26 protein-coding genes are annotated in these 23094 nt (G+C 65.0%); 20 read left to right on the top strand and 6 right to left on the bottom strand.

Annotated features, from left to right (window positions below; genetic code table 11):
* Positions 1–22: 22 nt before the first annotated feature.
* Both FB600_RS24850 and FB600_RS24845 read left to right on the top strand, forming a co-directional pair.
* Complete coding sequence (locus FB600_RS24850) at positions 23–2782, top strand: AAA domain-containing protein (RefSeq protein WP_145757517.1); 2760 nt, start codon at positions 23–25, stop codon at positions 2780–2782.
* Positions 2779–3549 (top strand): DUF72 domain-containing protein, encoded by a 771-nt coding sequence (locus FB600_RS24845; RefSeq protein WP_145757516.1) that lies wholly within the window; start codon positions 2779–2781, stop codon positions 3547–3549. Before FB600_RS24850 ends, FB600_RS24845 begins: the two co-directional genes overlap by 4 nt.
* Here the strand turns inward: FB600_RS24845 and FB600_RS24840 are convergent.
* Positions 3546–5027 carry a UdgX family uracil-DNA binding protein gene (locus FB600_RS24840; RefSeq protein WP_145757515.1) on the bottom strand — a complete coding sequence of 494 codons (1482 nt, stop codon included), beginning with the start codon at positions 5025–5027 and terminating at the stop codon, positions 3546–3548. The two genes, FB600_RS24845 and FB600_RS24840, sit on opposite strands and share 4 nt — an antisense overlap.
* A 9-nt stretch (positions 5028–5036) precedes the next feature.
* Positions 5037–6248: a putative DNA modification/repair radical SAM protein gene (locus tag FB600_RS24835; RefSeq protein WP_145757514.1), complete on the bottom strand. Its 1212-nt coding sequence runs from the start codon at positions 6246–6248 to the stop codon at positions 5037–5039.
* Between the two features lie 349 nt (positions 6249–6597).
* Between FB600_RS24835 and FB600_RS24830 the strand changes: the two genes are divergently transcribed.
* From FB600_RS24830 to FB600_RS24815, 4 genes are all read left to right on the top strand, one after another.
* The gene (locus FB600_RS24830; RefSeq protein WP_046579844.1) at positions 6598–7230 is read left to right on the top strand and encodes a hypothetical protein; all 633 of its coding nucleotides are present in this window, start codon (positions 6598–6600) and stop codon (positions 7228–7230) included.
* Between the two features lie 74 nt (positions 7231–7304).
* Positions 7305–7640, top strand: coding sequence for a RebB family R body protein (locus tag FB600_RS24825; protein WP_025096650.1), 336 nt, complete (start codon positions 7305–7307; stop codon positions 7638–7640).
* Positions 7641–7830: 190 nt separating this feature from the next.
* Positions 7831–8202, top strand: a complete 372-nt coding sequence (locus FB600_RS24820; protein WP_025096651.1) for a RebB family R body protein — start codon at positions 7831–7833, stop codon at positions 8200–8202.
* A 180-nt stretch (positions 8203–8382) separates the two neighbouring features.
* A complete protein-coding gene (locus FB600_RS24815) occupies positions 8383–8706 on the top strand; it encodes a RebB family R body protein (protein WP_145757513.1) in 324 nt (107 codons plus the stop codon).
* Between the two features lie 81 nt (positions 8707–8787).
* Here the strand turns inward: FB600_RS24815 and FB600_RS24810 are convergent, their stop codons facing one another.
* Positions 8788–9672, bottom strand: coding sequence for a Crp/Fnr family transcriptional regulator (locus FB600_RS24810; protein ID WP_244102680.1), 885 nt, complete (start codon positions 9670–9672; stop codon positions 8788–8790).
* Between the two features lie 197 nt (positions 9673–9869).
* Here FB600_RS24810 and FB600_RS24805 point away from each other — a divergent pair, with 197 nt between their 5' ends.
* The 6 genes from FB600_RS24805 to FB600_RS24780 all read left to right on the top strand — a co-directional run bounded on the left by FB600_RS24805 (position 9870) and on the right by FB600_RS24780 (position 13988).
* Entirely contained in the window at positions 9870–10427 is a 558-nt protein-coding gene (locus FB600_RS24805) for an RNA polymerase sigma factor (RefSeq protein ID WP_046579840.1), read from the top strand.
* A gap of 113 nt (positions 10428–10540) precedes the next feature.
* Positions 10541–10882 (top strand): RebB family R body protein, encoded by a 342-nt coding sequence (locus FB600_RS24800; RefSeq protein WP_046579838.1) that lies wholly within the window; start codon positions 10541–10543, stop codon positions 10880–10882.
* Positions 10883–10917: 35 nt separating this feature from the next.
* Positions 10918–11526, top strand: coding sequence for a hypothetical protein (locus FB600_RS24795; protein WP_227742961.1), 609 nt, complete (start codon positions 10918–10920; stop codon positions 11524–11526).
* Positions 11527–11732: 206 nt separating this feature from the next.
* Positions 11733–12479 carry an SDR family oxidoreductase gene (locus FB600_RS24790; RefSeq protein ID WP_046579835.1) on the top strand — a complete coding sequence of 249 codons (747 nt, stop codon included), beginning with the start codon at positions 11733–11735 and terminating at the stop codon, positions 12477–12479.
* A gap of 122 nt (positions 12480–12601) precedes the next feature.
* Positions 12602–13456: a DJ-1/PfpI family protein gene (locus tag FB600_RS24785; protein ID WP_145757512.1), complete on the top strand. Its 855-nt coding sequence runs from the start codon at positions 12602–12604 to the stop codon at positions 13454–13456.
* Positions 13457–13523: 67 nt separating this feature from the next.
* Positions 13524–13988: a YybH family protein gene (locus tag FB600_RS24780; protein WP_020381303.1), complete on the top strand. Its 465-nt coding sequence runs from the start codon at positions 13524–13526 to the stop codon at positions 13986–13988.
* Positions 13989–13999: 11 nt separating this feature from the next.
* Here the strand turns inward: FB600_RS24780 and FB600_RS24775 are convergent, their stop codons facing one another.
* The gene (locus FB600_RS24775) at positions 14000–14947 is read right to left on the bottom strand and encodes a GlxA family transcriptional regulator (protein WP_098153901.1); all 948 of its coding nucleotides are present in this window, start codon (positions 14945–14947) and stop codon (positions 14000–14002) included.
* A 118-nt stretch (positions 14948–15065) separates the two neighbouring features.
* Between FB600_RS24775 and FB600_RS24770 the strand changes: the two genes are divergently transcribed.
* The 3 genes from FB600_RS24770 (at position 15066) to FB600_RS24760 (ending at position 16752) form a co-directional block, all read left to right on the top strand.
* The gene (locus tag FB600_RS24770; protein ID WP_261383457.1) at positions 15066–15596 is read left to right on the top strand and encodes a 2'-5' RNA ligase family protein; all 531 of its coding nucleotides are present in this window, start codon (positions 15066–15068) and stop codon (positions 15594–15596) included.
* Entirely contained in the window at positions 15593–16147 is a 555-nt protein-coding gene (locus tag FB600_RS37800; RefSeq protein WP_230686121.1) for a DUF6862 domain-containing protein, read from the top strand. Before FB600_RS24770 ends, FB600_RS37800 begins: the two co-directional genes overlap by 4 nt.
* 101 nt (positions 16148–16248) lie before the next feature.
* Complete coding sequence (locus FB600_RS24760; protein WP_046579829.1) at positions 16249–16752, top strand: prolyl-tRNA synthetase associated domain-containing protein; 504 nt, start codon at positions 16249–16251, stop codon at positions 16750–16752.
* A 97-nt stretch (positions 16753–16849) separates the two neighbouring features.
* On the opposite strand, the gene FB600_RS24755 is transcribed toward FB600_RS24760, so the two are convergent.
* On the bottom strand, positions 16850–17407 hold the full coding sequence (locus FB600_RS24755) for a TetR/AcrR family transcriptional regulator (protein WP_186467878.1): 558 nt from the start codon (positions 17405–17407) through the stop codon (positions 16850–16852).
* Between the two features lie 160 nt (positions 17408–17567).
* Between FB600_RS24755 and FB600_RS24750 the strand changes: the two genes are divergently transcribed.
* Entirely contained in the window at positions 17568–18263 is a 696-nt protein-coding gene (locus tag FB600_RS24750) for a glutathione S-transferase (protein ID WP_096748656.1), read from the top strand.
* A 27-nt stretch (positions 18264–18290) separates the two neighbouring features.
* Here FB600_RS24750 and FB600_RS24745 read toward each other — a convergent pair whose 3' ends face one another.
* Positions 18291–19103, bottom strand: a complete 813-nt coding sequence (locus tag FB600_RS24745) for a YkgJ family cysteine cluster protein (RefSeq protein WP_145757510.1) — start codon at positions 19101–19103, stop codon at positions 18291–18293.
* Between the two features lie 178 nt (positions 19104–19281).
* Here FB600_RS24745 and FB600_RS24740 point away from each other — a divergent pair, with 178 nt between their 5' ends.
* The 4 genes from FB600_RS24740 to FB600_RS24725 all read left to right on the top strand — a co-directional run bounded on the left by FB600_RS24740 (position 19282) and on the right by FB600_RS24725 (position 23003).
* The gene (locus FB600_RS24740; RefSeq protein ID WP_046579821.1) at positions 19282–19806 is read left to right on the top strand and encodes a GNAT family N-acetyltransferase; all 525 of its coding nucleotides are present in this window, start codon (positions 19282–19284) and stop codon (positions 19804–19806) included.
* 258 nt (positions 19807–20064) lie between these two features.
* Positions 20065–21498 (top strand): purine-cytosine permease family protein, encoded by a 1434-nt coding sequence (locus FB600_RS24735; RefSeq protein ID WP_145757509.1) that lies wholly within the window; start codon positions 20065–20067, stop codon positions 21496–21498.
* 93 nt (positions 21499–21591) lie between these two features.
* On the top strand, positions 21592–22173 hold the full coding sequence (locus FB600_RS24730; protein ID WP_046579816.1) for a TetR/AcrR family transcriptional regulator: 582 nt from the start codon (positions 21592–21594) through the stop codon (positions 22171–22173).
* A 92-nt stretch (positions 22174–22265) separates the two neighbouring features.
* Positions 22266–23003 (top strand): SDR family NAD(P)-dependent oxidoreductase, encoded by a 738-nt coding sequence (locus tag FB600_RS24725; RefSeq protein ID WP_080959669.1) that lies wholly within the window; start codon positions 22266–22268, stop codon positions 23001–23003.
* The last annotated feature ends 91 nt before the right edge of the window (positions 23004–23094 follow it).

Below are 23094 nucleotides of genomic sequence, written 5' to 3'. Positions count from 1 at the left end.
TTGGCGAACGAATAAGGGGCGTATGGTTTCTATCCATGTGGGCGGCGAGGACAAGACCGCGGAGATCAAAAGTTGGTCGATCCGGAATGATAAGAAAGACGGCTTGCAACTGAGGTGTCTCTACTTGAACAAGAGGCAGGAAACACATTCATTCAGTGACTGCCACATCTCCCCTGTTCGTGAGCTGGGAGAGACGTTGTTGATCAAGCCCGGTAGTGCGATCGTCACGCATGTTGTCAAGGTAACAATTTATGGCGAGCGGTATGCGGTCGTGCTCTATCCAGGTTCCGATCGGCCCTATCTCCATAAGATGGAGAGCATCAGCTTCATCGCGCCGACGGCGATGAAGGACGGGCCGATTTTTCATTATTTTATGGACGTAGCGAATGCCCGAGTGGATCGTGCGAATTCGGATAGTGATCGTAAAATCGCCGCTAACGTGGTCCGCCAATTAAAAAAACTGCCCGCCAGTGCGGATGCCGCCTTACATGCATATTGCACGGGACAGAACGGAGCGCTGGCAGCGGGCAAAGGCCTGATTTATCCATTCGGAGTGAACGAGAGCCAACTCGCGGCGGTCGAGCGGGCCTTCAACGCTCAGGTGAGCGTGATCGAAGGTCCGCCTGGAACCGGCAAGACCCAAACCATTCTCAACATCATCGCTAATGTTCTGCTGCGTGGGCAGACTGTGGCTGTGCTGTCCAACAACAATGCGGCCGTCGAAAACGTCTACGAGAAGCTGGAGAAGTGCAGCCTCGTCCATCTGGTCGCCAAACTCGGCAACCAGAATAACCGCGACGAGTTTTTCGCCAACCTGCCGCCTTGGCCATCGGGCGAGCCTGAGCCCGCGCCGACGCTGGACGAAATTCAAACCCTTCTGGCTGGTTTGAAGCAACATTTGCGCGATCACAATCGGGCGGCGCAACTGCAGGTCGAACTTGATGAACTGCAGGTCGAACGGCGTTACTTGCAGCAGTGGCAGGCAGACAGCGGGGTGCAGACTGCCACTGCTGCCTCGCTTGAAAAGTACGGACTATCGACGAGCAAGGGGGTGGACCTGATGGCCTACCTCGCTCATCTCGGCGAGCAGCGCATCCGCCTCAAGGATCGCATCGAGCTGTTGTTGAACTTCAGGATTTTTCGCACCAAGCCTCTCATCCAGGGGGATGCGCGTTTATCTGTTTTCCATGCCTTGCAAATGCGCTACTACGACAAGGCGCTGCATGACAAGGAAGTGGAGCTGCAGGCGTGTCGGGCATCGCTGGTACGCGGGAATTTCACAGTCTTGTTGGAGGAGTTGAAGACGGCGTCGATGCGTTATCTGAAGCAGCATCTGCATGGTTTGCCGCGGATTTCAGACGACTTCAGTACCTCGACTTATCTCAAGCAGTTCGATGCTTTCTTGAAGCGTTTCCCGATCCTGGGCAGTGGCACGCACTCCATCGTCAATTCGATCCCGCCAGGAACGATCCTCGACTACGTGATCATTGACGAAGCTTCATTACAGGACATAGTTCCGGGCATTCTGGCGCTGGGCTGTGCGAAGAATCTCATCGTGGTTGGCGACAACCGCCAGTTGGCGTATATACCCGTGAAGCTGGGTCTGCCGGCACCCGCCGACGCTTACGATTGCGAGCGCTACAGCCTGCTCGATTCGTGCATCGGCGTGTTCAAGGAAGCATTGCCCAGAACCCTGTTGAAGGAGCATTACCGCTGCCATCCCAGGATCATCCAATTCTGCAATCAGCAGTTTTACGACAACTTGCTGGTGCCCATGACCGAGGACAAGGGCGAAGCGCCGCTGCGTCTGGTGGTGACCGGCAAGGGCAACCACACTCGCCAGAACACCAACCTGCGGGAACTGGACTCCCTGCTCAAGCTGCTTGCTGAAGAGGGTGAGTCGGTCGGGCTGGACGACGACGGGCGCGGTTTCATCGCGCCGTTTCGCGCACAGGTCAACCTATCGGGCAAGCACTTGCCGGCAGATTTCGTCAAGGACACGGTGCACAAGTTCCAGGGTCGGGAGTGCGACGAGATCGTCTTTTCCACGGTGTTGGACAAGAAACGCTATAACCAGATGCGCGAGCGCCTGGATTTCGTCGATAACCCGAACATGATCAACGTGGCGGTGTCGCGGGCCAAGTGCCGTTTCACCCTGGTGACGGGCGATGACGTGTTCAATGGCAACAACGGCCACGTTGCAGCGCTGATGCGCTATATGACGTATTACGCGCAAGACGAGCACATCGTACGTGCGCCCGTGGTATCTGCCTTCGATCTACTGTACCGCGAGTATGACCAATCCCTGGCGCGCTTGAACGCCCGCCTGCAGTCCGACGATTCACGCTACAAATCCGAGCAGATCGCGGCTCAACTGCTGCGCGAGGCGCTGTCGGATCCGTCGTGCCGAGCGTTGATGTACCACGGCCAGGTCAAACTGGATCAAGTCGTATCGTCGAGCAATCCGGATTTGACGCAACGCGAGCGGGTTTTCATGGCGCGTGCCAGTTGCGATTTCGTCATTTATTTCAGGGTGGGCAAGACCCCACTGGGGGTGATCGAAGTCGATGGTGGCTCCCATGATCGACCCGATCAGGTGGCGCGGGACGCGTTGAAGAACAGCATCCTGGCGAAAAGCAGCATTCCCATCCTGCGTCTGCGCACCGTCGAGAGTCGCATCGAAGAGAGAATCACCGAGTTTATTGCCCAGTGGGCGACTCCCCCGCATGCTAGTCTGACCACCTCACGCGTCAATCCAGCCGATGCGCTCCCAACCCCATGACCTCCAGCCCGCGCTCCGCGACTCATTCGAACGCCTATCCGATCCATGTCGGATGTGCCGGATGGGCGCTGTCATCGCGGCTAGCCGAGCTATTTCCCACGCAAGGCACCCATCTGGAGCGTTACGCACGAGTTTTCTCCTCGGTGGAGATCAACTCCTCGTTCTATCGTCCTCATCAGCCGAAGACCTATGCGCGGTGGGCCGCGAGTGTACGCGACGAATTCCGGTTCTCGGTCAAGCTGCCACGTCGAATCTCGCATGAACTGAGGTTGCGCGACACCGACGCCGCCCTCGGCGAATTCCTGGCTCAGGTCGAGCCGCTGAAGGAAAAGCTGGGCTGCCTGTTGCTTCAATTGCCGCCCAGTCTGGCCTTGGACGAGGCCACGGCCCTCGGCTTTTTCTCGTTGCTGCGAAGCGGCACGGCAACCCCGGTGGTTTGCGAACCGCGCCATGCGAGCTGGTTCACCGAGGCGGGGGCGGCGATCATGAAACGTGCCGGGGTCGGCTGCGTGCGGGCGGACCCGCCGCCCGTCGCCGATATCGAGCCAAGGGGCGATTCACGCGTCCTGTACGTCCGCTTGCACGGTTCGCCGGAAATCTATCATTCGGCATACGACGAGCCGTTCATCGACGCCGTGGCGGCTCGGGCGATCGAGGCCAGCCGCTCCGGCTCCGAGGTCTGGTGCGTTTTCGACAATACCGCGCGCGGCGAGGCCATTCCCAATGCGTTGACGCTGACGGAGAAATTGGCGAAGGCAGGCGGTTAAGCGGAATCGTTCCGGACGGGACCATCGAGCGGCGCATCGGCATCCGCCATTTCGCGCGCAAGAACGAGTGCCCGGGTCATGTCGTCGAGCACCTTGTCGCGCGAGTTGTCATCCTGCTGGCGTAATGCGAACGACGGGTGATAGGTGGCGATGGCCCATCCACCATCGATCTCGAAAGGCGCATTCACGTAATCACGAAGCTTGGTTTTCCTGCGCAACAGCGCGGTGAGCGCCGTGGCACCGAGCGCCACGATCACGGCAGGTCGAACCGTGTCCAGTTCATGCTCGAGCCAGTGATGGCAGGCTTCGATTTCACGTTGCATCGGCGTTTTGTGCAAACGGCGCTTGCCGCGCGGCTCCCACTTGAAATGCTTCACTGCATTGGTCAGATAAACCTGGTCGCGCAACAGACCCGCGCGCTCGATGGCAAGGTCGAGCAGTTGTCCCGCCGGCCCGACGAACGGTTGTCCGCTCAGGTCTTCCTGATCGCCCGGTTGCTCGCCGATCAACATGATTCGAGCGCTGCGCGGCCCCGCGCTGCCTACCGCCTGCGTGGCGTTACGCCACAAGTCGCAACGTCGGCAAGCATCCAGCGAAGAGGCTTGCTCTCGAACCGGTTGCGCCACCTCGGCTTCGACGGCAATCGCCTTGCCGTTCAGCGTGCCGATACCGCTGGCTTGAGCGAGCCGCCGCGCACCGCTCCTGGCCTCGCTGATCATGCCGGGAATCAAACGGGCCTCGGGCAAGCCCTTCCAGAAACGTACCGGCATATGCTGCTCCAGCGCGTTTTCGTTCAGTCGCGCCGGGTTGAACGTGCTCCGGTAATACGCGATCCACAATGCCTCGGCTTCATCCTCGGTGTCATGACGATGATCGCCCGGCAACGCGCGCCGCGCGTCCAGATGCAACTGGCTGCCGTCCCAGAAGGCCGCGCCGCGAGGGGTGGTGATGAGCCACGAGGATCGACCCATGCGCTGCGCGAAATGTTTCGCCGCCCACTCGAGCACGTCGTGCTCGGGTTCGTACCATGCGAGGTATTCGGGAACGGCCTGGGCATCCGCCTGCTTGCGAAATCGCACATAGGCGATCATGTCGTGCTGCGCGCGGCGCACGCTCTTGGCCATGCGGTAAAGGCGTGAGCCGTCGGCATCGGCGGGCGATGCCGCCGAGCGATCGCCGTGATGCCAGCGCCACAGCACCTTGTACAAGAAGGCCCAGCGCTGGGGATCGCGAAACGATGCGGCGTCTCTCAGCAGCGCGGCGAATTCCTTCGACACCTGAACATCGGCCAGGCGAGGCGATATGGCGGCCGTGCCTGGCGAATCCGGTGCGTAGTCGATCAAGGCTTGCTGCTGCGGCATCTCGATAGCGTCCGCGAGACGCCAGTGGATCGACGCCGGCGGAAGGTCTTCCGCGAGTGCCGCGAGCGAGGCCGCGCGCCACGCGGCAAAGCGATCCTCGATCACGATGGTGCGCATCGGCCGTCCTCACAACAGCGCGAGTTGCACCGGCGGTGGCGCGAGTACGCGGCGCAGTGTCTGCGACGACGCATCATGCAGGGCGGCGCGATAATCCTGCGTCACCACGAACGGCCGGATCTTCTCCATCGGACAGCGCAGCCGCACCAGATCCTCGTAACGGACGCGACGCGTGCGCCGCAGCTCGACAATGCGTTTTGCGTTACGCATGCCGATGCCGGGCACGCGCGCGATCGCGCGAAGCGGCGCGCGGTTGAGGTCGACAGGAAACTGTTCGCGATGAGCGAGCGCCCAGGCGAGCTTCGGATCGATGTCAAGCGCCAGGTCCGCGCTGTTCCCGAACAGCTCGTCCGCATGGAAGCCGTAGCCACGCAGCAGAAAGTCGGCTTGATAAAGCCGATGTTCGCGCAGCAGCGGCGGCGCCTGCGCGGGCAAGGCGGACGGGCTGTCTGGAATGGGACTGAAGGCCGAGTAGTAAACGCGCTTGAGCTTGAACGAGCCGTAGAGCGATTCGGCCGTCTGCAGGATGGTGCGATCGTTCGTCTGGTCGGCCCCGACGATCATTTGCGTGCTTTGCCCGGCCGGCGTGAACGTCGGCGCTTTCGTCTCGGCCTGCGCCTCTTCCTGCGCGAGCCGGATCGATCCCATCGCCAGTTTGATGGTTCGCACGTTCTTTTCCGGCGCGAGGCGCGCGAGACTGCCGTCCGTCGGCAGTTCGATATTCACGCTCAGACGATCGGCATAGCGACCGGCTTTCGCGATGAGTTCCGGGTCCGCGTCCGGAATGGTCTTGAGATGCAGATAACCGCGGAACTGGTGGTCCTCCCGCAGCGACTGCGCCACGCGCACCAATTGTTCCATCGTGTAGTTGGACGAGCGGATGATGCCCGAACTCAGGAACAGGCCGTCGATATAGTTGCGCCGGTAGAAATCGAGCGTGAGATCGACGACTTCCTCGGGCGTGAAGCGCGCGCGGGGCACGTTGCTGGAGCGGCGGTTCACGCAGTACTGGCAGTCGTACAGGCAAAAGTTGGTGAGCAGGATCTTGAGGAGCGACACGCAGCGCCCGTCCGGCGTGAAGCTGTGGCAGATGCCCGCGCCGGTGCTGGCGCCGAGCCCGGAAATACCGCGCGAACCGCGCTTGGGTGCGCCGCTGCTGGCGCAGGAAGCGTCGTACTTCGCCGCGTCGGCCAACACCTCGAGCTTCTTTTGCAGTTCCACGTCGCCACCAATACTGTATATGCGTACAGTATTTTACGTGGGTGAATGACGAGCGCAAGCGAAAAATGAACGAGCTTTTGGGGCGGAATCATTGCCGTCGTGCAGCGTAAGCAGGACGGGGAAACGTGGCTGCATGACCGCAAGCCGCGCATGACTTTCCGGCCCGCACAGCCGGAAAACGCTCCCCTTGATTTCACGATCTCCCACACGATGCGTCCTTGCAACGGTCCCGCCGATTCCGGTGCGGCCCTCGCACGTCCATTTCCGGGAGAACACCATGCGATATCCACTGCAGCAAGCCGACCGAAATACGCCAGCGCCGCAAACGCACGTCGAGGAGGCCTGACCCATGAGCACCGAAGCCCTCGACCCCTTGCTGCGCCAGTTCGCGGAGAAGCGCCTGGGCCGCCCTCTCCAGCCGGGCGAAGAACACGCGCTGCTGGAGCTGTTGCCGAGCCGCCAGGGAAAGCCGGCAGCACCAACCTCCACCACACCTGCCACACAAGCCCCCACCGCCCACCCACCCTTGCAGCAACTGAAAACCCGCAAGGAAGCCCGCGAGCAGATCAAGCACTTCCTGCAACTGAACCAGCAGAAAGCCTACGAGAAGATGCAGGGCATCCTGCAGACGATCGACACGCAGAACGAGACGACGCTCGGCATGCTGGCCTCGGAACAGCAAAAAGTCTCCGGCGTGCTCGACGAGCACGAGCCGCCGGGCGACGCCCAGGCATCCTCCACTGGCGAGATCCAGGACAGCACCCGCCAGGCACTGGCGATGATCGGCGAACAACTGACGGGCCTGATCCGCCAGGAAATCGAATCGTGCTTCCGGCAATACGTCGATCCGCTCGCCAGACGGCTCGACGCGATAGGCGAGCTGCTGCAGGACATCGCAGCCATCCCATCCGAACCCGCCACGCCGGAAGCCGCCGCAACCATTCCGATTCACGACACCCCCGGCCCGGCGTCCATGGAGTAGCACACGGGCCACGCGGCTGACCTCAACCGCTCCCGCGGTGCGATTCCTCAACTACGCGACTCAAGGAGCAAAAAATGGCTGATACGTGTCAAGTGTGCCAGGTCAATCCTGCGATCACCGATGCCGTCACGCAGGTCAACGTCAAGGTGGTCGGCGAAGCGCCGGCCATGGCGATGGGCTCGCTGTACCAGGCCCAGAGCCATTCGCTGAGCATCCTGTTCGAGAACGCGGTGCAGCAGCAATCGCAGGCCGCGATCCAGTCGCAAACCTCGACCAACGTGGGGACGATGCAGCTCTACACGATCGGGCCGGAAAGCGCGGGCGCGGCCGCCACGGAAATCGGCGCGAACGGGATCATCTCCGTGCTGGCCGACGTGATCGCGATCGGCAAGGCGGTGGGCGGCCCGTAAGGCGTCGTCGCAGGGCCGCGGCCGGGCGGCGGCGAAAGCGGCGTGAGCCGCCGCCGCTTCCGCCGCGCCGCGGATTGGCAGCATGGCCGCCGGCGCCTGAACGGCGGGGCCGCGCGGTGTTCCGGAGCAAGCGACAGGACGGGCAGGGCCGATTCGATGCGGCGCCTGCTCGCGAACCAGGAGAAATACGATGGCAGCAAACGATGCAGGGACGGGCACCAACGACCCGAAGGACGCATGCAACTGCAAGGCGTGCTCGGTCAATTCCGCGATCACCGACGCGGTCACGCAGACCAACGTCAAGGTGGTGGGCGAAGCGCCCGCGATGGCCACGGGCTCGCTGTACCAGGCCCAGAGCCATTCGCTGAGCGTGTTGTTCGAGAACGCCGTGCAGCAGCAGTCGCAATCCGCGGTGCAACTGCCGACCTCGACGAACGTGGGCATCATGCAGCTCTACACGCTGGGGCCGGCGAGCGCCGGCGCCGCGGCGACCGAAATCGGCTCGAACGGCGTGCTTTCCGTTCTGGCTGATGTGCTGGCGCTCGGCAAGGCGCTGGCCTGACGCGTGATGCGGCGTCGGCGCCGGGCGGCGGATCGAGCTTCGCTGCTTGCCGCCCGGCGCGCGACGCCGCCTCGACGTCCGCGCCGCATCGACGAGGCCGCGCACCGCGTGTCGTGGCCCGTTCCACTCATGCCTTCGCCGTGACCGCGCCACCGCGGCGAGCAATCCAGGAGCAACACTATGACGGAGCAGGTTTCCCCCGCGATCACCGATGCAGTCACGCAAGCCAACGTCAAGGTAGTGGGCGAGGCGCCCGCCGTGGCCTTGGGCACGCTGATGCAGTCCAACAGCCATGCCTCGGCGATCCTGCTTCACAACGCGGTCCAGATGCAGGCCAACCAGGCCGCCTCCAACATGGCCGCCACGACGGTCGGCATCATGCAGCTGTACGCCAACTCCCCGGCCGCGGCGGCCAACGCGGCGCGCGCGGCCGACAACAATTTCGTCTCGCAACTGTCCGCAATCGCCCAGCTGATGAACGCCATCGGCCACTGGCGCGGCTGAGCGTCCTCACGCGTCGCGCCAGGCGGCGCGCGCCATTCTTCCCTGCCGCGGCACGGCACGCCCTGCGTGCTTGCCGAGGCCTCAATTGGCGTCGGCGATATTGCGCAGCCGCTCCGGCTTCTCGATCGTCACGCCGTGCTCGTGGAGCCGGATCAGGCCGTCGCGCTGCATCTTCTGCAGGCTGCTGTTCAGCCGCGGCCGGCTCACGTTGAGCATCGCGGCCAGGATGCTCTGGCTTTCCGGCAGCGCCACCTCGAGATCCTTCCCCTGCACGCGATTCAGCAGATGGCGCGCGAGCCTCGCCTCGAGCCGGTACAGGCACGCCGATTCGGTGAAATCGCTCAGTTGCTGGATATGCCGGCACAGCTGCTCGTAGATGCGCTCCATGAAATCCGCGTTGGCGCGCAAGGGCGCGAAGTGCTGGCGATGCAGCAGCGAAATGCGGCAGTCGTGGCTCAGCTGGGCGGTGAAGCTGCGCCGATGGGCGCGCAGCAGCGTGCTCTCGCCGAGCAATTCGCCCGGCAGGGTGTGGCCGAGGATGACCTCGCGTCCGCCGGGTTCGTGCAAGGTCTTGTAGACGCGGCCGCGGTGCACGAAGGCAATGAAATTTTCCGGATCTCCCTTGAAGAACAACAGGCGATGGCCGCGCTCGGGCCAGGGCGCGAGATGCCGCTCGATATGCGCGAGCAGGTTTTCCGGAAGATCCGCGAGTATCGGAATATTACGCAGTATTTCAGCGTCGGCAAGGACAGGCATGTTTTCCGTGCGAGGTAGTTTGACGATGCGCCCACCTAGCGGAAAACGCTGCCTTTGGCATTGCGTGAATAACGAAATAATGAAAGGCGCGGAATGATCGGCAAGCAATCCGGATAGGGCGGCCTTCGGCGGCAAGGATGCTTGCTGGATCGACCCGGGAGCAGCGTGCCGGCGCGCGAACAGATCGCGGCGGTAGTCGTTCTTGTTCATCACAAAATGCCGTTGTTCACGCCCGGCGGCGCGCATGAAACAAGGGTTCGGGCCATGCCGGGGAATTAGAAATTTTCGTTCATAATAATCAGGAAAATTTACTAAGCTGATTATCCAAATTCGGTGTTACGCAGGTAACAGCGCCATTCGCGGCATCGAATCGATTCTGTGTTTTCCATAAAAAAGGAACGCACGGGATGACAAACTCAAATCAACACGCGGCCCCCACGCCAGCGTCACCGGGGCAACAACTCGATCAGACCTGGCGCGAAATGCAGGGGAAATTGCGGCGCCGCGCGCGAATGCTGTGCAAGGGCGATATTCATCGCGCCGACGAACTGCTGTCCGATACGGCGCTCAAGGTCCACATCTACCTGCAGCGCTCTCCCGATCGCGTCCGCAACCTGGCCGGTTTCCTGTTCCTGGCGATGAACCACGCCTTCCTCTCCGGCGCCCGTCATCGCCAGCGCGAAAACGGCCTGCTCGAATTCGACCCGGGTTGGGACGACGACCACATCGTCGAGCTGGCCGGCCATGCGCCGTCGGTGGAGCAGCAGTTGTTGTTGCGGCAGCAACTGTCGCGCCTCGAACAGGTGCTGGCCGCGCTTCCCCGACAACAGCAGGTGCTGTTCACGCTGAAGTTCGAGGAGGAGCAGCCCTATCCGCATATCGCGGCGATGCTCGGGATCAACGAGCCGCTGGCCAGGAAACGCGTCGAGCTGCTGCGCAAGAAATTGCGGGCGGACCTCGCCTGAATGCGTTCACGAACGCGCTCACGCAGCGTTCCTAAGCGCATACGCGGCGTCGATGGCCTGCCGGCCCGCCGTTCCTTCAATCGCATGCCGGAGCCGAGATCCGAGGAGGCCTCGTGGCAGACAAAGTCAATGAGCAGGTCACCGACGCGCTGACGCAGAACAATGTGAGCGTCGTGGCGGTTTCTCCAGCCCAGGCGCTGGGCACGCTTTACCAGATGTTCAGCCAGGCCGTCGGGATCTCGGCGCAGAACATGACGCAGCAGCAGGCGGCGCTCAACCAGATCTCGAATGCCGTCGTGTCGAAGGCGGTGGCGATGATCCTGTCGGTCGAAGCCTCGCCGAAGGGCGGATCGGGCGGGCTGACGGGCGGCGCATCGAGTGGCGGGGCGGGCGGCGGATCGGCCGGCGCGTCCCATGTCACGACGAGCGGGCCGCAGATGGAGTCCACGCATTGAAACGTGCCGATTCTCGGGATACCTGAACCATGAACATGAAAGGCTTTTTGGGCGGACGCGGCGACGGCGCATTGCAGACGCCGCGCGATGTTGCGGATGCGGCGGCGGCGGGCGGGACGCCGCCGCCCGCCACCGAGCCGCAGGTCGCGCCTTCGACGAGCGTCGCGCGCACCTGGCCGGTGAACCGGCTGCGCCGGCTCACCGATGCGCTGAAGGCACCGAACCGGATCGCGGATGCGCCCGGGGCGGGCGGCTCGGCGCTGCAGACCGTGCAGGCGATCAACGCGGAGGCGGCATCCTACGCGAGCACGCAGATCGCCGTCGGCCCGAACATGATGATCACGCAGGCGGGCGGCATGGTCGCGCAGGCTGCGGCCAATTACTTCGAGGCGTCGACCTCGCTGGCGATCGCGGGCAAGAGCGTGCTGATGAAGGATCTGGCCCAGAAGACCGTCGACGAGAACGTGCCCGGGATGGCGATGGATGCGATGGGCCTGCTGTTGACGGACCTGTTCGTCGCCACCGCGGCGCTCGTCGCGGGTGCCGCCGAGGCGATCGAAGGGGAGGCTGCCAGTATCGCGCTCGACAAGATCGACGAGAGCCTGCAGAAGTACCAGGCGCTGCTGGACAAGAAGGGCGCGTAGTGCGCGTCGGCGGCGCGCCGTCCTCGACATCCCCGGTTCGCCGAATCCCGACCATGAAGCGGGAATGGCTTTTTTTGAGGGTTATAAGTCCTTTGAGCCATCTTCCACGGATTCCATAATCTGCTCACGAAATCAGGCCGGAGCCGGCGCAACGATGCGCCGGACTTCAGCCCGATCCATGGCGAAGCAGATAGAGGAACACGAAGATGAGACTCAGCAACAAGACGGCGCTGATCACCGGCGGCACCAGCGGCATTGGCCTCGCGACGGCCAGGCTCTTCATTGCGCAAGGCGCGCGCGTGGCGGTCACGGGCCGCGACGAAGCCGTATTCGAGCGCGTGAGGGACGAACTCGGCGAGCACGCGCTGGTCCTGAAGGGCGACGTGCGCTCGATCGGGGATATGCGCGCGATCGCGGCCGAGGTGCAGGAGCGGTTCGGCGGCCTCGATATCGTGTTCGCCAACGCGGGCTGGGCCTTCCCGTCCGCTATCGGCGACATCGACGAAGCGCTTTATGACGAGATCATGGACATCAACGTCAAGGGCGTGGTGTTCACGCTGCAGGCCGTGCTGCCTTTCTTGCGCGAAGGCTCGTCAGTCATCCTCAATACATCCTTCGTTGCCCAGACGGGCAAGCACGGCATCTCGCTGACCGCTGCGGCGAAGGCTGCCGTGCGATCGCTGGCCCGCAGCTGGTCCCACGAATTCCTCGATCGCAGGATCCGCTTCAACGCGATCGCACCGGGTGTGATCGACACGCCGCTGATCGGCAGGTGGGGCATGTCGGACGAGTGGGTTCGCGAGCGCAAGGCCGAGTTCGCCCAAGCCATTCCGGTCGGCCATGTGGGCCAGGCCGAGGACATCGCCCACGCGGCGCTCTACCTCGCCAGCGACGAATCCTCGTACGTCGTTGGTACCGAGCTGGTGGTCGACGGCGGCGCCTCGCAGCTTTAAATCCTGGCTGCGCGACTTCCCTCTTCATCAAACGCCCGCCCGGCTGTCCGCCGCGGCGGTGCTTCAATCCGGCCCGAGGCGGCTGCGCTCGCGTAGGGGCCGCAGTACAAGGAGAAACGATCTTGACCGACCAAAGCAACAAGCCTATCGCCGACGAGGCACTCGACCGGGCAGGCCATGCCCGGCGCAGCCTCCTCAGGTTCGGCGGCGCCGCCACGCTCGGCGCCGTGCTGGGTGGGGGCGTCCTGCTCGGCCACGCCAGCCCGGCTCTCGCCGAAACGGCGAGCCAGGGCGAACTCGCGCCGAACGAGCCGCTCGATATCCTGATCGTGAACTACGACGGCGGGACCCTGCTCGATTTCGCCGGCCCCAGCGAGATCTTCCACCGGCTGCCGAACACGAAGGTCCGTTATGCCAGCCTGAACGGTGGCAACGTGACGCTCGAATTCGGCGTCGTGTATGGCAACACCGAGCGATTGGCCGATATCGAAAGCACGGACCTGATCCTGGTGCCCGGCGGATCCGATCTGTCGGTGCCGATGGGCCCGGAATATCAAGCCCAGATCCGTCGCCTGGCCGAGGGCGCCAAGTACGTGACCTCGGTCTGCAACGGATCGCTGGTGCTGGCCGCCACCGGCGTTCTCAAGGGCAAGCGCAGCGCCTGCCACTGGGCCTTCGTCAACAAGCTGGCCGAATACGGCGCGATCCCCGTTCCCGATCGCTTCGTCGAGGACGACCATGGCCGCTTCATGAGCGGCGGCGGCGTGACGGCGGGCATCGATTTCGCGCTGCGCGTGGCCGAGAAGCTGCGCGGACGACAGGCCGCCGAATTCACGCAACTCGTCATCGAATACGACCCGGCGCCGCCGTTCCATTCCGGCCATCCCAGGGACGCGCGGCCGGAAGTGGTCGCGATGGTCGACAAGGAACTGCCCGGTGCCTCCAAGGGGCTCGCGCGAATTCCGGGCGTTCGCTGAGCATGCCGCATGCGCGCCGCTCGGCGCGTCGTCTTCCCCGATCCACATCTTGTTCGGAAATCATTCGATGCAACCGATTCGTTTTTATGCCGCCGTCCTGGCGGCCTGTCTTCCCGTTCTCGCGTTCGCCTCGCCGGCAGCCGACGGCAGCCCGCAGCCCGAAATCCAGGCGGCCATCAAGGCCGAGAACGCACGTTGGGCGCAAGCCTTCGCGCGGGGCGATTACGAGGCGATCGGCCGGCTCTACACGAGCGACGGCACGCTCCTGCCGCCCGGCGGCGACAAGGTCACGGGTGCCAGCGCGATCACCGACTACTTCAACAAGGGCTATGCCGGAACGAAACCGGGCACCGTGTCGTTCAGCCACTACGAGTTCTACGGCGACGAGCGGATCGTGACCGAGGTGTCGGACGCGGAGGTTCGCGATCACGAGGGAAGGCTCGAGATCCGCGGCAAGCAGATCCTCGTCTTCCTGAAGCAGGGCGGCGCCTGGAAATTGCATCGCGACATGTGGAACGACTACCCGCGCTGATCGTCCCCCGATCAGCGCTTGCCGAGCAATCGGCTCTCGCGCCGGATCGATTGCGGAGGATGCCCGTGCAGCTTGACGAAGGCCCTGCGCATTCGCTCCGGATCGACGAAGCCCACCGCCAGCGCGATCTGCTCGATCGGCTCGCTGCCGTCCTGCAGGCGCAATCGCGCCGCCTCCACGCGCAGGCGTTCCACCGCCTTGGCGGGCGTCTCGCCCGTCTCGCGACGGAACGCCCGCGCGAATTGGCGAGGACTCAATCTTGCTGCATCCGCGAGCCGCTCGACCGGCAGCGCCTCCGCCAGATGCTCCCTGGCGAAGTTCAGGGCGATGCGGATGCGATCCGATTCCGGCTCCATCTGCGACATGGCCGAGAACTGCGACTGGCCTCCCGGCCGACGATAGGGCACCACCAGTAGCCGCGACACCGTGCGCGCGACGTCCGCGCCCATGTCCTGCTCGATCATCGCCAACGCCAGGTCGATGCCGGAGGCGATGCCCGCCGAGGTCCAGATGCGCCCGTCCGCGATGTAGATGCTGTCGCTCTCGACCCTGACGCGAGGGAAGCGGGATTGCAGCTGGGCGGCATACCGCCAGTGCGTGGTCGCTCTCAGCTCGTTGAGCAGATCGGTTTCCGCCAGCAGGAAGGCGCCCGTGCACACGCTCGCCACCCGCGAGGCCCTCGCGCTCAATTTCCGGGCGGCGGCGATGTTGTCCGCTTCCTCCATCGGGGCGATATCGCCACCCACGAAGATCACGGTGTCGAACGCGCGCCTGCCGATCGGCCGGGTCTCGATCGGCAGCCCCGCGTTGCCGTGAACCGGTCCTCCCGCCTGCGAAAGCACGTGAAGCTCGTAGGGGCTGTGGCCTGCGGCCGTGGCGACCTGGTTGAAGCTCGACAGCGGCCCGGCGAGATCGAGCGCATCATAACCGCGACAAACGTAGAACCCGATTCGATGCATGATGAGGTGGCCGGCTGAAAACCCTGGTGAAGTCGCATTCTAAGGAGAAAAGAAGCGATCGCCGCATCTGTCCTGAAATGAGGGAAATACGTCTCTTGCGCCGTTTGGAGGTGGCCCGATGCGAAGCGCCGAAACCGATACGCCCCAACTGGCCCTGCCGGGATTCGACACCGGACCATGGATTCCGAAACATCGCCTGTTCTTTGCCGTGATGCCCGATCCCGGCACGGCCGAGCGCATCGCGCACCGCGGCAGCCGGCTGGCGGCCGAGGCGAGCATCGGCGGCAAGCCGCATGAGGCGGCGCGCCTGCACGTCACGCTGCAGCTCGTGGGCGATTACCTGCATGTCCCGGAGGTCGAGCTTGCCCGCGCGTGCATCGCGGCGGCCAGCGTCGAGATGCCGGCCTTCGAACTGGGCTTCGATCAGGTCCTCAGCTTCAAGGGGCGGCCCGAGCACCGGCCGCTGGTGTTGATGCCGGGTGCCGGCCTGGCGGCCTTGGCCGAGCTTCAGCGCCGGCTCGCGGGCTGGTCGAGGCGGGGACGCCTGGGTATTGGCTCGCGCATGCTGCCTTGGGGTGTGCGAGTTCGGCGGCGATGGGGACGGGGTGCGCGGGTGGGGCGATTGGTGGGGCGGTGTCGGCTGGGTTGAACCCGATCATTGATGCGAACGGCAACATCCCGCCGGCGGTCTTGACGGCGATTGAAACGCTGGTGAGCGGCAGCGTCGCCGGCTCTCTCGGGTTCAATGTACAGGGCGCGGTGACGGCGGCTCAGAATGAGACACTGAATAACTGGCTGAACCACGTTACGGTCTTACCGGGCCAGCAATCGCAGGCGCAGCAACTTCAGTCCGCCATGGCCGCATGCGATAGCGGAAATTCCTCCGCGTGCACCACCGTCGCCACGTTGATGCAGACGTCGAGCGCGAATGACCAGACGCTGGCCACGGCGTGTGAGTCGCCCGGCTCGCTGGCATGTGCATACCAGGAGTCACGCGCCTATCTGGCAGGCAACAACATTTCCGTTGCCAATGGAGTTACGGTTGCAACTGATGCGCAGCAGCCGGCATATACAGCGCCGAGCCAGGCAGCGGCAACCTTGGACAATATGCTGGGCAGCCCGCTTGCGGGAATCTTTGGCGGATTGATGTACGCTGCTGGCGCTTCGCCGACGGACGCCTACTACGCGTCAGTGATCTGACCTGCCTGGCGCTTTTCAGACCAGTTGAATTATGTCGAGTGCTGCCGGTGTTCGAGGCCTGAGCGCGCGCCGTCAACGAATCGAGCAAGGTAAGCGAGGCGATGAAAGGAAAAGACGAGGTATTGGCGCTGCTGGCGCAGGCGGGCATTGCGTTCGACTGCGAGCATCACGAGCCGGTGTTCAACATGATGGAATCCGACACGCTGGTGCTGTCGCTGCAGGGCGCGCGCTGCAAGAACCTGCTGCTGAAGGACAAGGGCGGCCGGTTCTTCCTGGTGATGACCACCGGCGGCAAGTCGCTCGATCTCGCCGAGGCGGCCGTCGCGCTCGGCAGCAAGCGCCTGTCCTTCGCCTCGGCCGAGAACCTGCAGGCGCTGCTCGGCGTGGTGCCGGGCTCGGTCAGCCCGCTGGCGCTGGTCAACGATCCCGCCGGGCAGGTGCGTCTCGTGATCGACGCGGAACTGGCCGGCGAGGCCGTGTTCCTGCTGCATCCGCTCGACAACTCGGCGACGGTGGCGCTGTCGCGGGCGAATCTCGAAGCCTTCCTGCGCTCGATCGATCACGCGCCGGCCTGGCTCGCGCTGAAGGCGAGGGCGGCGGCCTGAACGCCGCCGGCGCGGCTGGCGGTTTCCTTCGCGGCGAGGCGCGTCGCTCCGGTGGGCCTCCCGGCCCGCCCGATGCGGCTCGCGCCGCTTCCTTCCTCTATTTCGGCAACAGCCCGGCGGCGCGATATCCCTCCACCAGGGTGTCGTAGACCGCGACATCGCCACGACTGCGCGCGATCAACTGCGCCCCGGCGATCGCCGCGAAGATCGCGCGCGCGCGTGCCGCGTTGTCGGCCGGCTTGGTCAGTTTGGCCGCTTTCAGCATGCGCTCCAGCCAGGCCACGTTCACGTCGGCGAAAGTCCGCACCTCGACCAGCACCGGCTCCGGCAGGTCCTCGCTTTCCGCCGCCATGAAGCTGCACAGGCATATCCGGTTGCCGGTCACCAGCGCCTTGCGGAACATCTCCGGATAACGTCGCAGCGCCTCGGCCGGGCTGCCGGCCTCGTCGAGCAGCGCGTCCAGCCCGACGGCCGTGTCTTCCCAATACCGGCGCGCCACCGCCGCGCCCAGCTCGGCCTTGTTCGCGAAGTGATGATAGAGGCTGGCCGCCTTGATGCCGACCTGGTCGGCCAGATCGCGCAGGTTCAGGCCGACGTAGCCGTGCGCCTGCGCGATCAGCGTGGCGGCTTCCAGGATCCGCTCCTTCGAATTCATACCCGCTTCCTTTGCCACTTCTCCTGCCCCCACAAAAATTCGTTGACGGGCTCGATTGTACGCTTTACTGTAAACCTAACAACCGTTAGATAGTGTAATGGCCTGCCGCCCCGGACGAGCGTCGATCCCGGCGGCGGCCCCCAACCTGGAGAGGCAAGACATGCAGTCCGACATCACCGATTTCGATCCCGAAACGATTCCCCTCATGACGATCCACGATTTCCCGACCGGGCCCTACCCGACGCGCGTGCGCATCGCCCTGGCCGAGAAGGGGCTGCACTCGCGCGTGCGCTTCGAGACGGTCGATCTGTACAAGGGCGAGCACAAGCGGCCCGGCTTCATCGCGGACAAGAATTACTCGGGCACGCTGCCGGTGCTCGAACTCGAGGACGGCACCTGCATCGCCGAATGCACGGCCATCACCGAGTATCTCGATGCGCTGGACGGCGCGCCGATCCTGACCGGCAGGACGCCGCGCGAGAAGGGGCTGATCCACATGATGAACAAGCGTGCCGAGATCGAGCTGCTGGATACGATCAGCGTCTATTTCCACCATGGCACGCCGGGCCTGGGGCCCGAGGTCGAGCTGTACCAGAACGCCGAATGGGGTTTTCGCCAGCGCGACAAGGGCCTGCGGGCCATGCGTTACTTCGACGAGCTGCTGCGGCGGCAGCCCTTCGTCGCCGGCGATGCCTTCTCGATGGCCGACATCACAGTGATCGGCGGCCTGGTGTTCGCGGCGATCGTGAAGCTGCCGGTGCCGCGCGAGTACGAGGCCCTGCATGCCTGGTACGCGAGGATGCGCGAACGGCCGAGCGTGAAACGGCAGCCGGGGATCGTCGCGCATGCGGGCTGAGACCGGGCTGTCCCAGGCCCGCATGCCTCAGGTCGGCGCGGCATCGCTCTCGAAGAAGCCGAGATAGGCGAGTTCGGGCCGGCTCGCCGAGGTTGCCGCGTCGAGTTGCGCGAGCGCGTCGATCGACTGCAGCGTGGCCAGCGTCGCGGCGCGATTGGTGAGCAGGGTCCAGGGCATCGGCGAGGCCGGTTCGACTTGCTCGGCATGCCGGCCCTGCGCGGCCGCCTGCTTCGCGGCTTCGAGCGCCGCGGCCAGCCGCGGGCGCGTCGGCGTATAGATCGCGAAGCCTTCGTTGGCGAGCGCCGCGATGTCGTAGCCGAGCAGGGCGCAGGCGCCGGCCTTGGCGAGCCGGTCGCGCTGGTCGGCTTCGCGCGATTGCGTGATCAGCTCGGCGGTCTGCGCGTCGACCAACTGGCCCCCGGCGATCAACACGGGTTTGTCCTCCGTCCAGGCCTCGGGCGGGCAGGCCTTCGCGGCCGGATCGAGCACCAGCGCCGGATTGACCTCGGCAGGGTAGATCCGGCACACGCGCGGGCGCTGCTCGTAGGCGCCGCAGGCCATGTCGGCGCGCAGATGCGGGCAGGGCCCCGCGAACGACGCGACCAGCGTGACCGACACGCGAACCGGCAGCGCGCCGCAAGAGGCGGCGAACGAACGCCGCCGCCGATGCTGCGCGAGCAGGTTGTCGAGCGGCGGCTCCTCGGGCCAGGGGATCGCATCGCAGAACAACTGGACCTCGCCGCCGCGCGCGAGCCAGGCGAGCGCTTCGTCGACGGACAGCGGCAGGCGCAGGTCGTGGCAGCAGCGGCCGCACATCGTGCAGGAGAAGTGGACGGTCATGGTGGGCGAGTTCGTGAGTGGAGGGGGCCGCCCAAGTTCGTCGCCGGTCTCGCCTCGGTTACAGTTGCGTGTGCCGAATTCCGGGGTCGGCCGCGCCAACCTGGCTCGCCGGCCATCGCCGGGTTCCAGTATGCTGGTTCGCACCATACGCCGCCGGCCCTCATCGACCTCCGAATCCATGCAGACCCCCATCCGCCACGAAACCGAATCCGACATCGCCGCCATCGAGGCCCTGATCCTGGCCGCCTTCCACAACCATCCGCATCACGCGCCGGGGCAGGGCGTGACCGAGCACCGGATCGTCGCCGCGTTGCGCGCGGCCGGGGCGCTGAGCCTGTCGCTGGTGGCCGAGCGGGACGGCGCGATGGTCGGCCATCTGGCCTTTTCGCCGATCCGCATTGAGGGCGCCGAGGCGGCGGCCGGCTGGTTCGTGCTCGCGCCGGTTTCGGTGAGCCCGGCGTGCCAGCGCCAGGGCATCGGCGCGAGCCTGATCGAGGCGGCGCTGCCCATGATGCGCGAGCGCGGCGCGGCCGGCGCGGTGGTGCTGGGCGACCCGGCCTACTACACGCGTTTCGGCTTCCACCACGCGCATCGCCTGTCGGTGCCGGACGTGCCGGCCGAGTATTTCATGGCGCAATCCTTCCAGGGCGAGGCCGCGGCGATCCCGGCCGGCGTGGTGCATTTTCATCCGGCCTTCGATTGACGGAACGCGGCGATGCGACGTCCAGGTTGACTATTCAAATTTGGCCGGTTGAGATGACGAACCGGATCGCGGCATCGCGCGAACCGGGAGCGCTGCTGGCGGCTTGACGAGCAGGCTCCCGTTCCCCAGGCGGGCGCGCCGGGTAATTCCCTATTCTTGCCGACCTGTCTATACAAGAAGATTCGAGCGCGGGTGCCTCGCGCCAGGCCGAGGCCCTTGCCCGAATCCCCATCGACGACATCACCCGGAGCGCAGCACGTGGCGAACCAGAGAGAGGGCCGTGCGAGCGGCGAGCTGATCGAATCGCGATCGATCGACTACATCCCCGATGCGGAGCGCCACGGCAGCCTCGCCAGCCAGTTCACGCTGTGGTTGTCGGCCAACCTGCAGATCACCGCGATCGTCACCGGGGCGCTGGCCGTGGTGCTGGGCGGCGACGTGTTCTGGTCGCTGCTCGCGCTGCTGCTGGGGCAGTTGATCGGCGGCGCGGTGATGGCGCTGCACGGCGCGCAGGGGCCGCAGCTCGGCTTGCCGCAGATGATCTCCAGCCGCGTGCAGTTCGGCGTCTATGGCGCGACGATCCCGCTGGTGCTGGTCTGCCTGATGTACATCGGCTTCTCGGCGAGCGGCTCGGTGCTGGCCGGCACGGCGCTCGCGCAACTGCTCGGCGTCGACGAGGTGGCCGGCATCGCATTGTTCGCGATCTGCATCGTGGTCCTGACCATCCTCGGTTATCGCACCATCCACCTGGTCGGCCGCGTGGGCAGCGTGATCGGCGTGATCGCCTTCCTGTTCATGTTCGCGCGGCTGTTCTCGAACCACGATCTCGGCGCGTTGCTGACCAACCGTCATTTCTCGATCGCCAGCTTCCTGCTGTCGATGTCGCTGTCGGCGTCCTGGCAGATCGCCTTCGGCCCTTACGTGGCCGATTATTCGCGCTACCTGCCGCGCGGCACCTCCTCGGCGCGCACCTTCCTCGCGGTCGGCCTGGGCTCGGTGATCGGCGCGCAGGCCGCGATGGTGTTCGGCGTGTTCGCCGCCGCGCTGGCCGGCTCCCGGTTCGCGCACCACGAGGTGGCCTTCATCGTCGGGCTCGGTTCGAGCGGGGCGGTGGCCGCGCTGCTCTATTTCAGCATCGCCTTCGGCAAGCTCACCGTCACCACGCTCAATGCCTACGGCAGCTTCATGTCGATGGCCACCATCGTCAGCGGCTTTCGCGGCCAGCGCACGATCTCGCATCGGCGCAGGCTGGTCTACATCCTGGCGATGGTGACGGTGTCCACGGCGCTGGCGATCGCGGGCCGCCACTCGTTCCTGAAGGAATTCACGGCCTTCATCCTGTTCCTGCTGGCCTTCTTCACGCCCTGGAGCGCGATCAACCTGGTCGACTATTACTGCTTCACGCGCTCGCGCTACGACGTGCCGGCGCTGTCGGATCCCGCGGGCCGCTACGGGCGCTGGAACCGCATGACGATCACCGTCTACGTGATCGGCATCCTGGTGCAGATGCCCTTCATCTCGACCAGCTTCTATACCGGCGCGCTGGTCGACCGGCTCGGTGGCACTGACATCTCCTGGATCCTCGGCCTGCTGGTGCCGGCGCTGCTGTACTACGCCTGCGCGCGCGCCTCGTCGCGCCGCATCCCCGAGCGCCTGATCCTGCCCGGCGAGGCCGCGCGCGCGGGCGAGTGAGCTCGCGCATGTCGAGGCCGGGGCTACAAAGGCATACAAAATTCCGTCGTCGCGATTCTTGACTGTCTAATCCAGAATCCGTATTCTCCGTCCATGGTCAGACCCAGGGAATTCGATCGAGACGAGGTGCTGGACCGCGCGCTGCGCGTGTTCTGGGAGCAGGGCTACGCGGCGACGTCGACCGACGACCTGCTGGACGCGATGCAGATCGGCCGGCAGAGCCTGTACAACGCCTTCGGCGACAAGCGCAAGCTCTACCTCGAGGCGCTGCTGCGTTATTCGCAGCGCAACGTCTCCACGCATCTGACGCGCCTGAAGAGCGCGGCGTCGCCGCTTGTCGGTATCGAGGCGGTGCTCGCCGGGCTGATCGACGACGGCTGCGATCAGCAGGTGCCCGGCTGCATGGGCGTGAACGCGATCTGCGAATTTGGCGGGCGCGATCCCGAGCTGAATGCCATGCGCGAGCAGCTCGGGCCGGTGCTCGACGCGGCCCTGGTCGAGCGTATCCGCGAGGGGCAGCAGGGCGGCGAGATCGATGCGGAACTCGACGCGAGCCAGGCGGCGAGCTACATCCAGGTCACCATGCAGGGGATCCAGGTGGCGGCGCGCGCGGGCATCGCGGCGGACAGCCTGCGCGGGATCGCGCGTTTCGCGGTGGAGCGCCTGCGAGCCTGAAGGTCTGACGAAGCGGCTTGAAACCAGCCGGCCAAAGCGGCCGGCATTTTTATGGTCAGTTTTTGACTGAATAATCCAGAAAGGAGTGCAGCATGAATACCCGTCCCTTGCAGCAACGTCGTGCCATCGTGTTCGGCGGTTCGCGCGGTATCGGCGCGGCGATCGCGCGCCGGCTCGCGCGCCACGGCGCCGATGTCGCGCTGACCTATGTGTCGGCGCCCGACAAGGCGGCCGAGGTGGTCGCCGAGATCGAGTCGATGGGGCGCCGCGCGTTGGCAATCCGTGCCGACAGCGCCCGTGCCGAGGAAATCCGCGCCGCGGCCGACCAGGCGGCGGCCGCCTTCGACGGGCTCGATATCGTGGTGGTCAACGCGGGCATCCTGCGGATCGCCGATGTGGCGGCGTTTTCCGTCGAGGACCTGGACCAGATGCTGGCGGTCAACGTGCGCGGCGTGTTCCTGTCGATCCAGGCCGCGCTCGCCCATCTGCAGCAGGGCGGCCGGATCGTCACGATCGGCAGCAACACGGCGGAGCGCACCAGCTACCCCGGCTCGAGCGTCTATTCGATGACCAAGGCCGCGGTGGCGGTGATGGTCAAGGGCATCGCGATCGATCTCGCGCCGCGCGGCATCACCATCAACAACGTGCAGCCGGGGCCGACCGTCACCGACATGACGGCCGAGCATATCGAGGCGGTCCGCTCGCGGATCCCGCTGCAGCGCGCCGCCGACGCCGACGAGATCGCCGCGCTGGTGGCCTGGCTGGCCAGCGCCGAATCGAGCTACATGACGGGTTCGAGCCTGACGATCGACGGTGGGATGGCGATCTAGGCGGCGCGCGTGCGCGACGTGATGCGGCTTGCCGCACACGATTGGCGATCCTAACGAACGATGACGCAAAAAAAGCCGGCCATCACGGGCC

Source organism: Burkholderia sp. SJZ089 (assembly GCF_007828315.1).
Lineage (GTDB): Bacteria > Pseudomonadota > Gammaproteobacteria > Burkholderiales > Burkholderiaceae > Burkholderia > Burkholderia gladioli.
The sequence above is the reverse complement of the archived record's forward strand: the minus strand, read 5'-3'. Positions and strand labels throughout refer to the sequence as shown.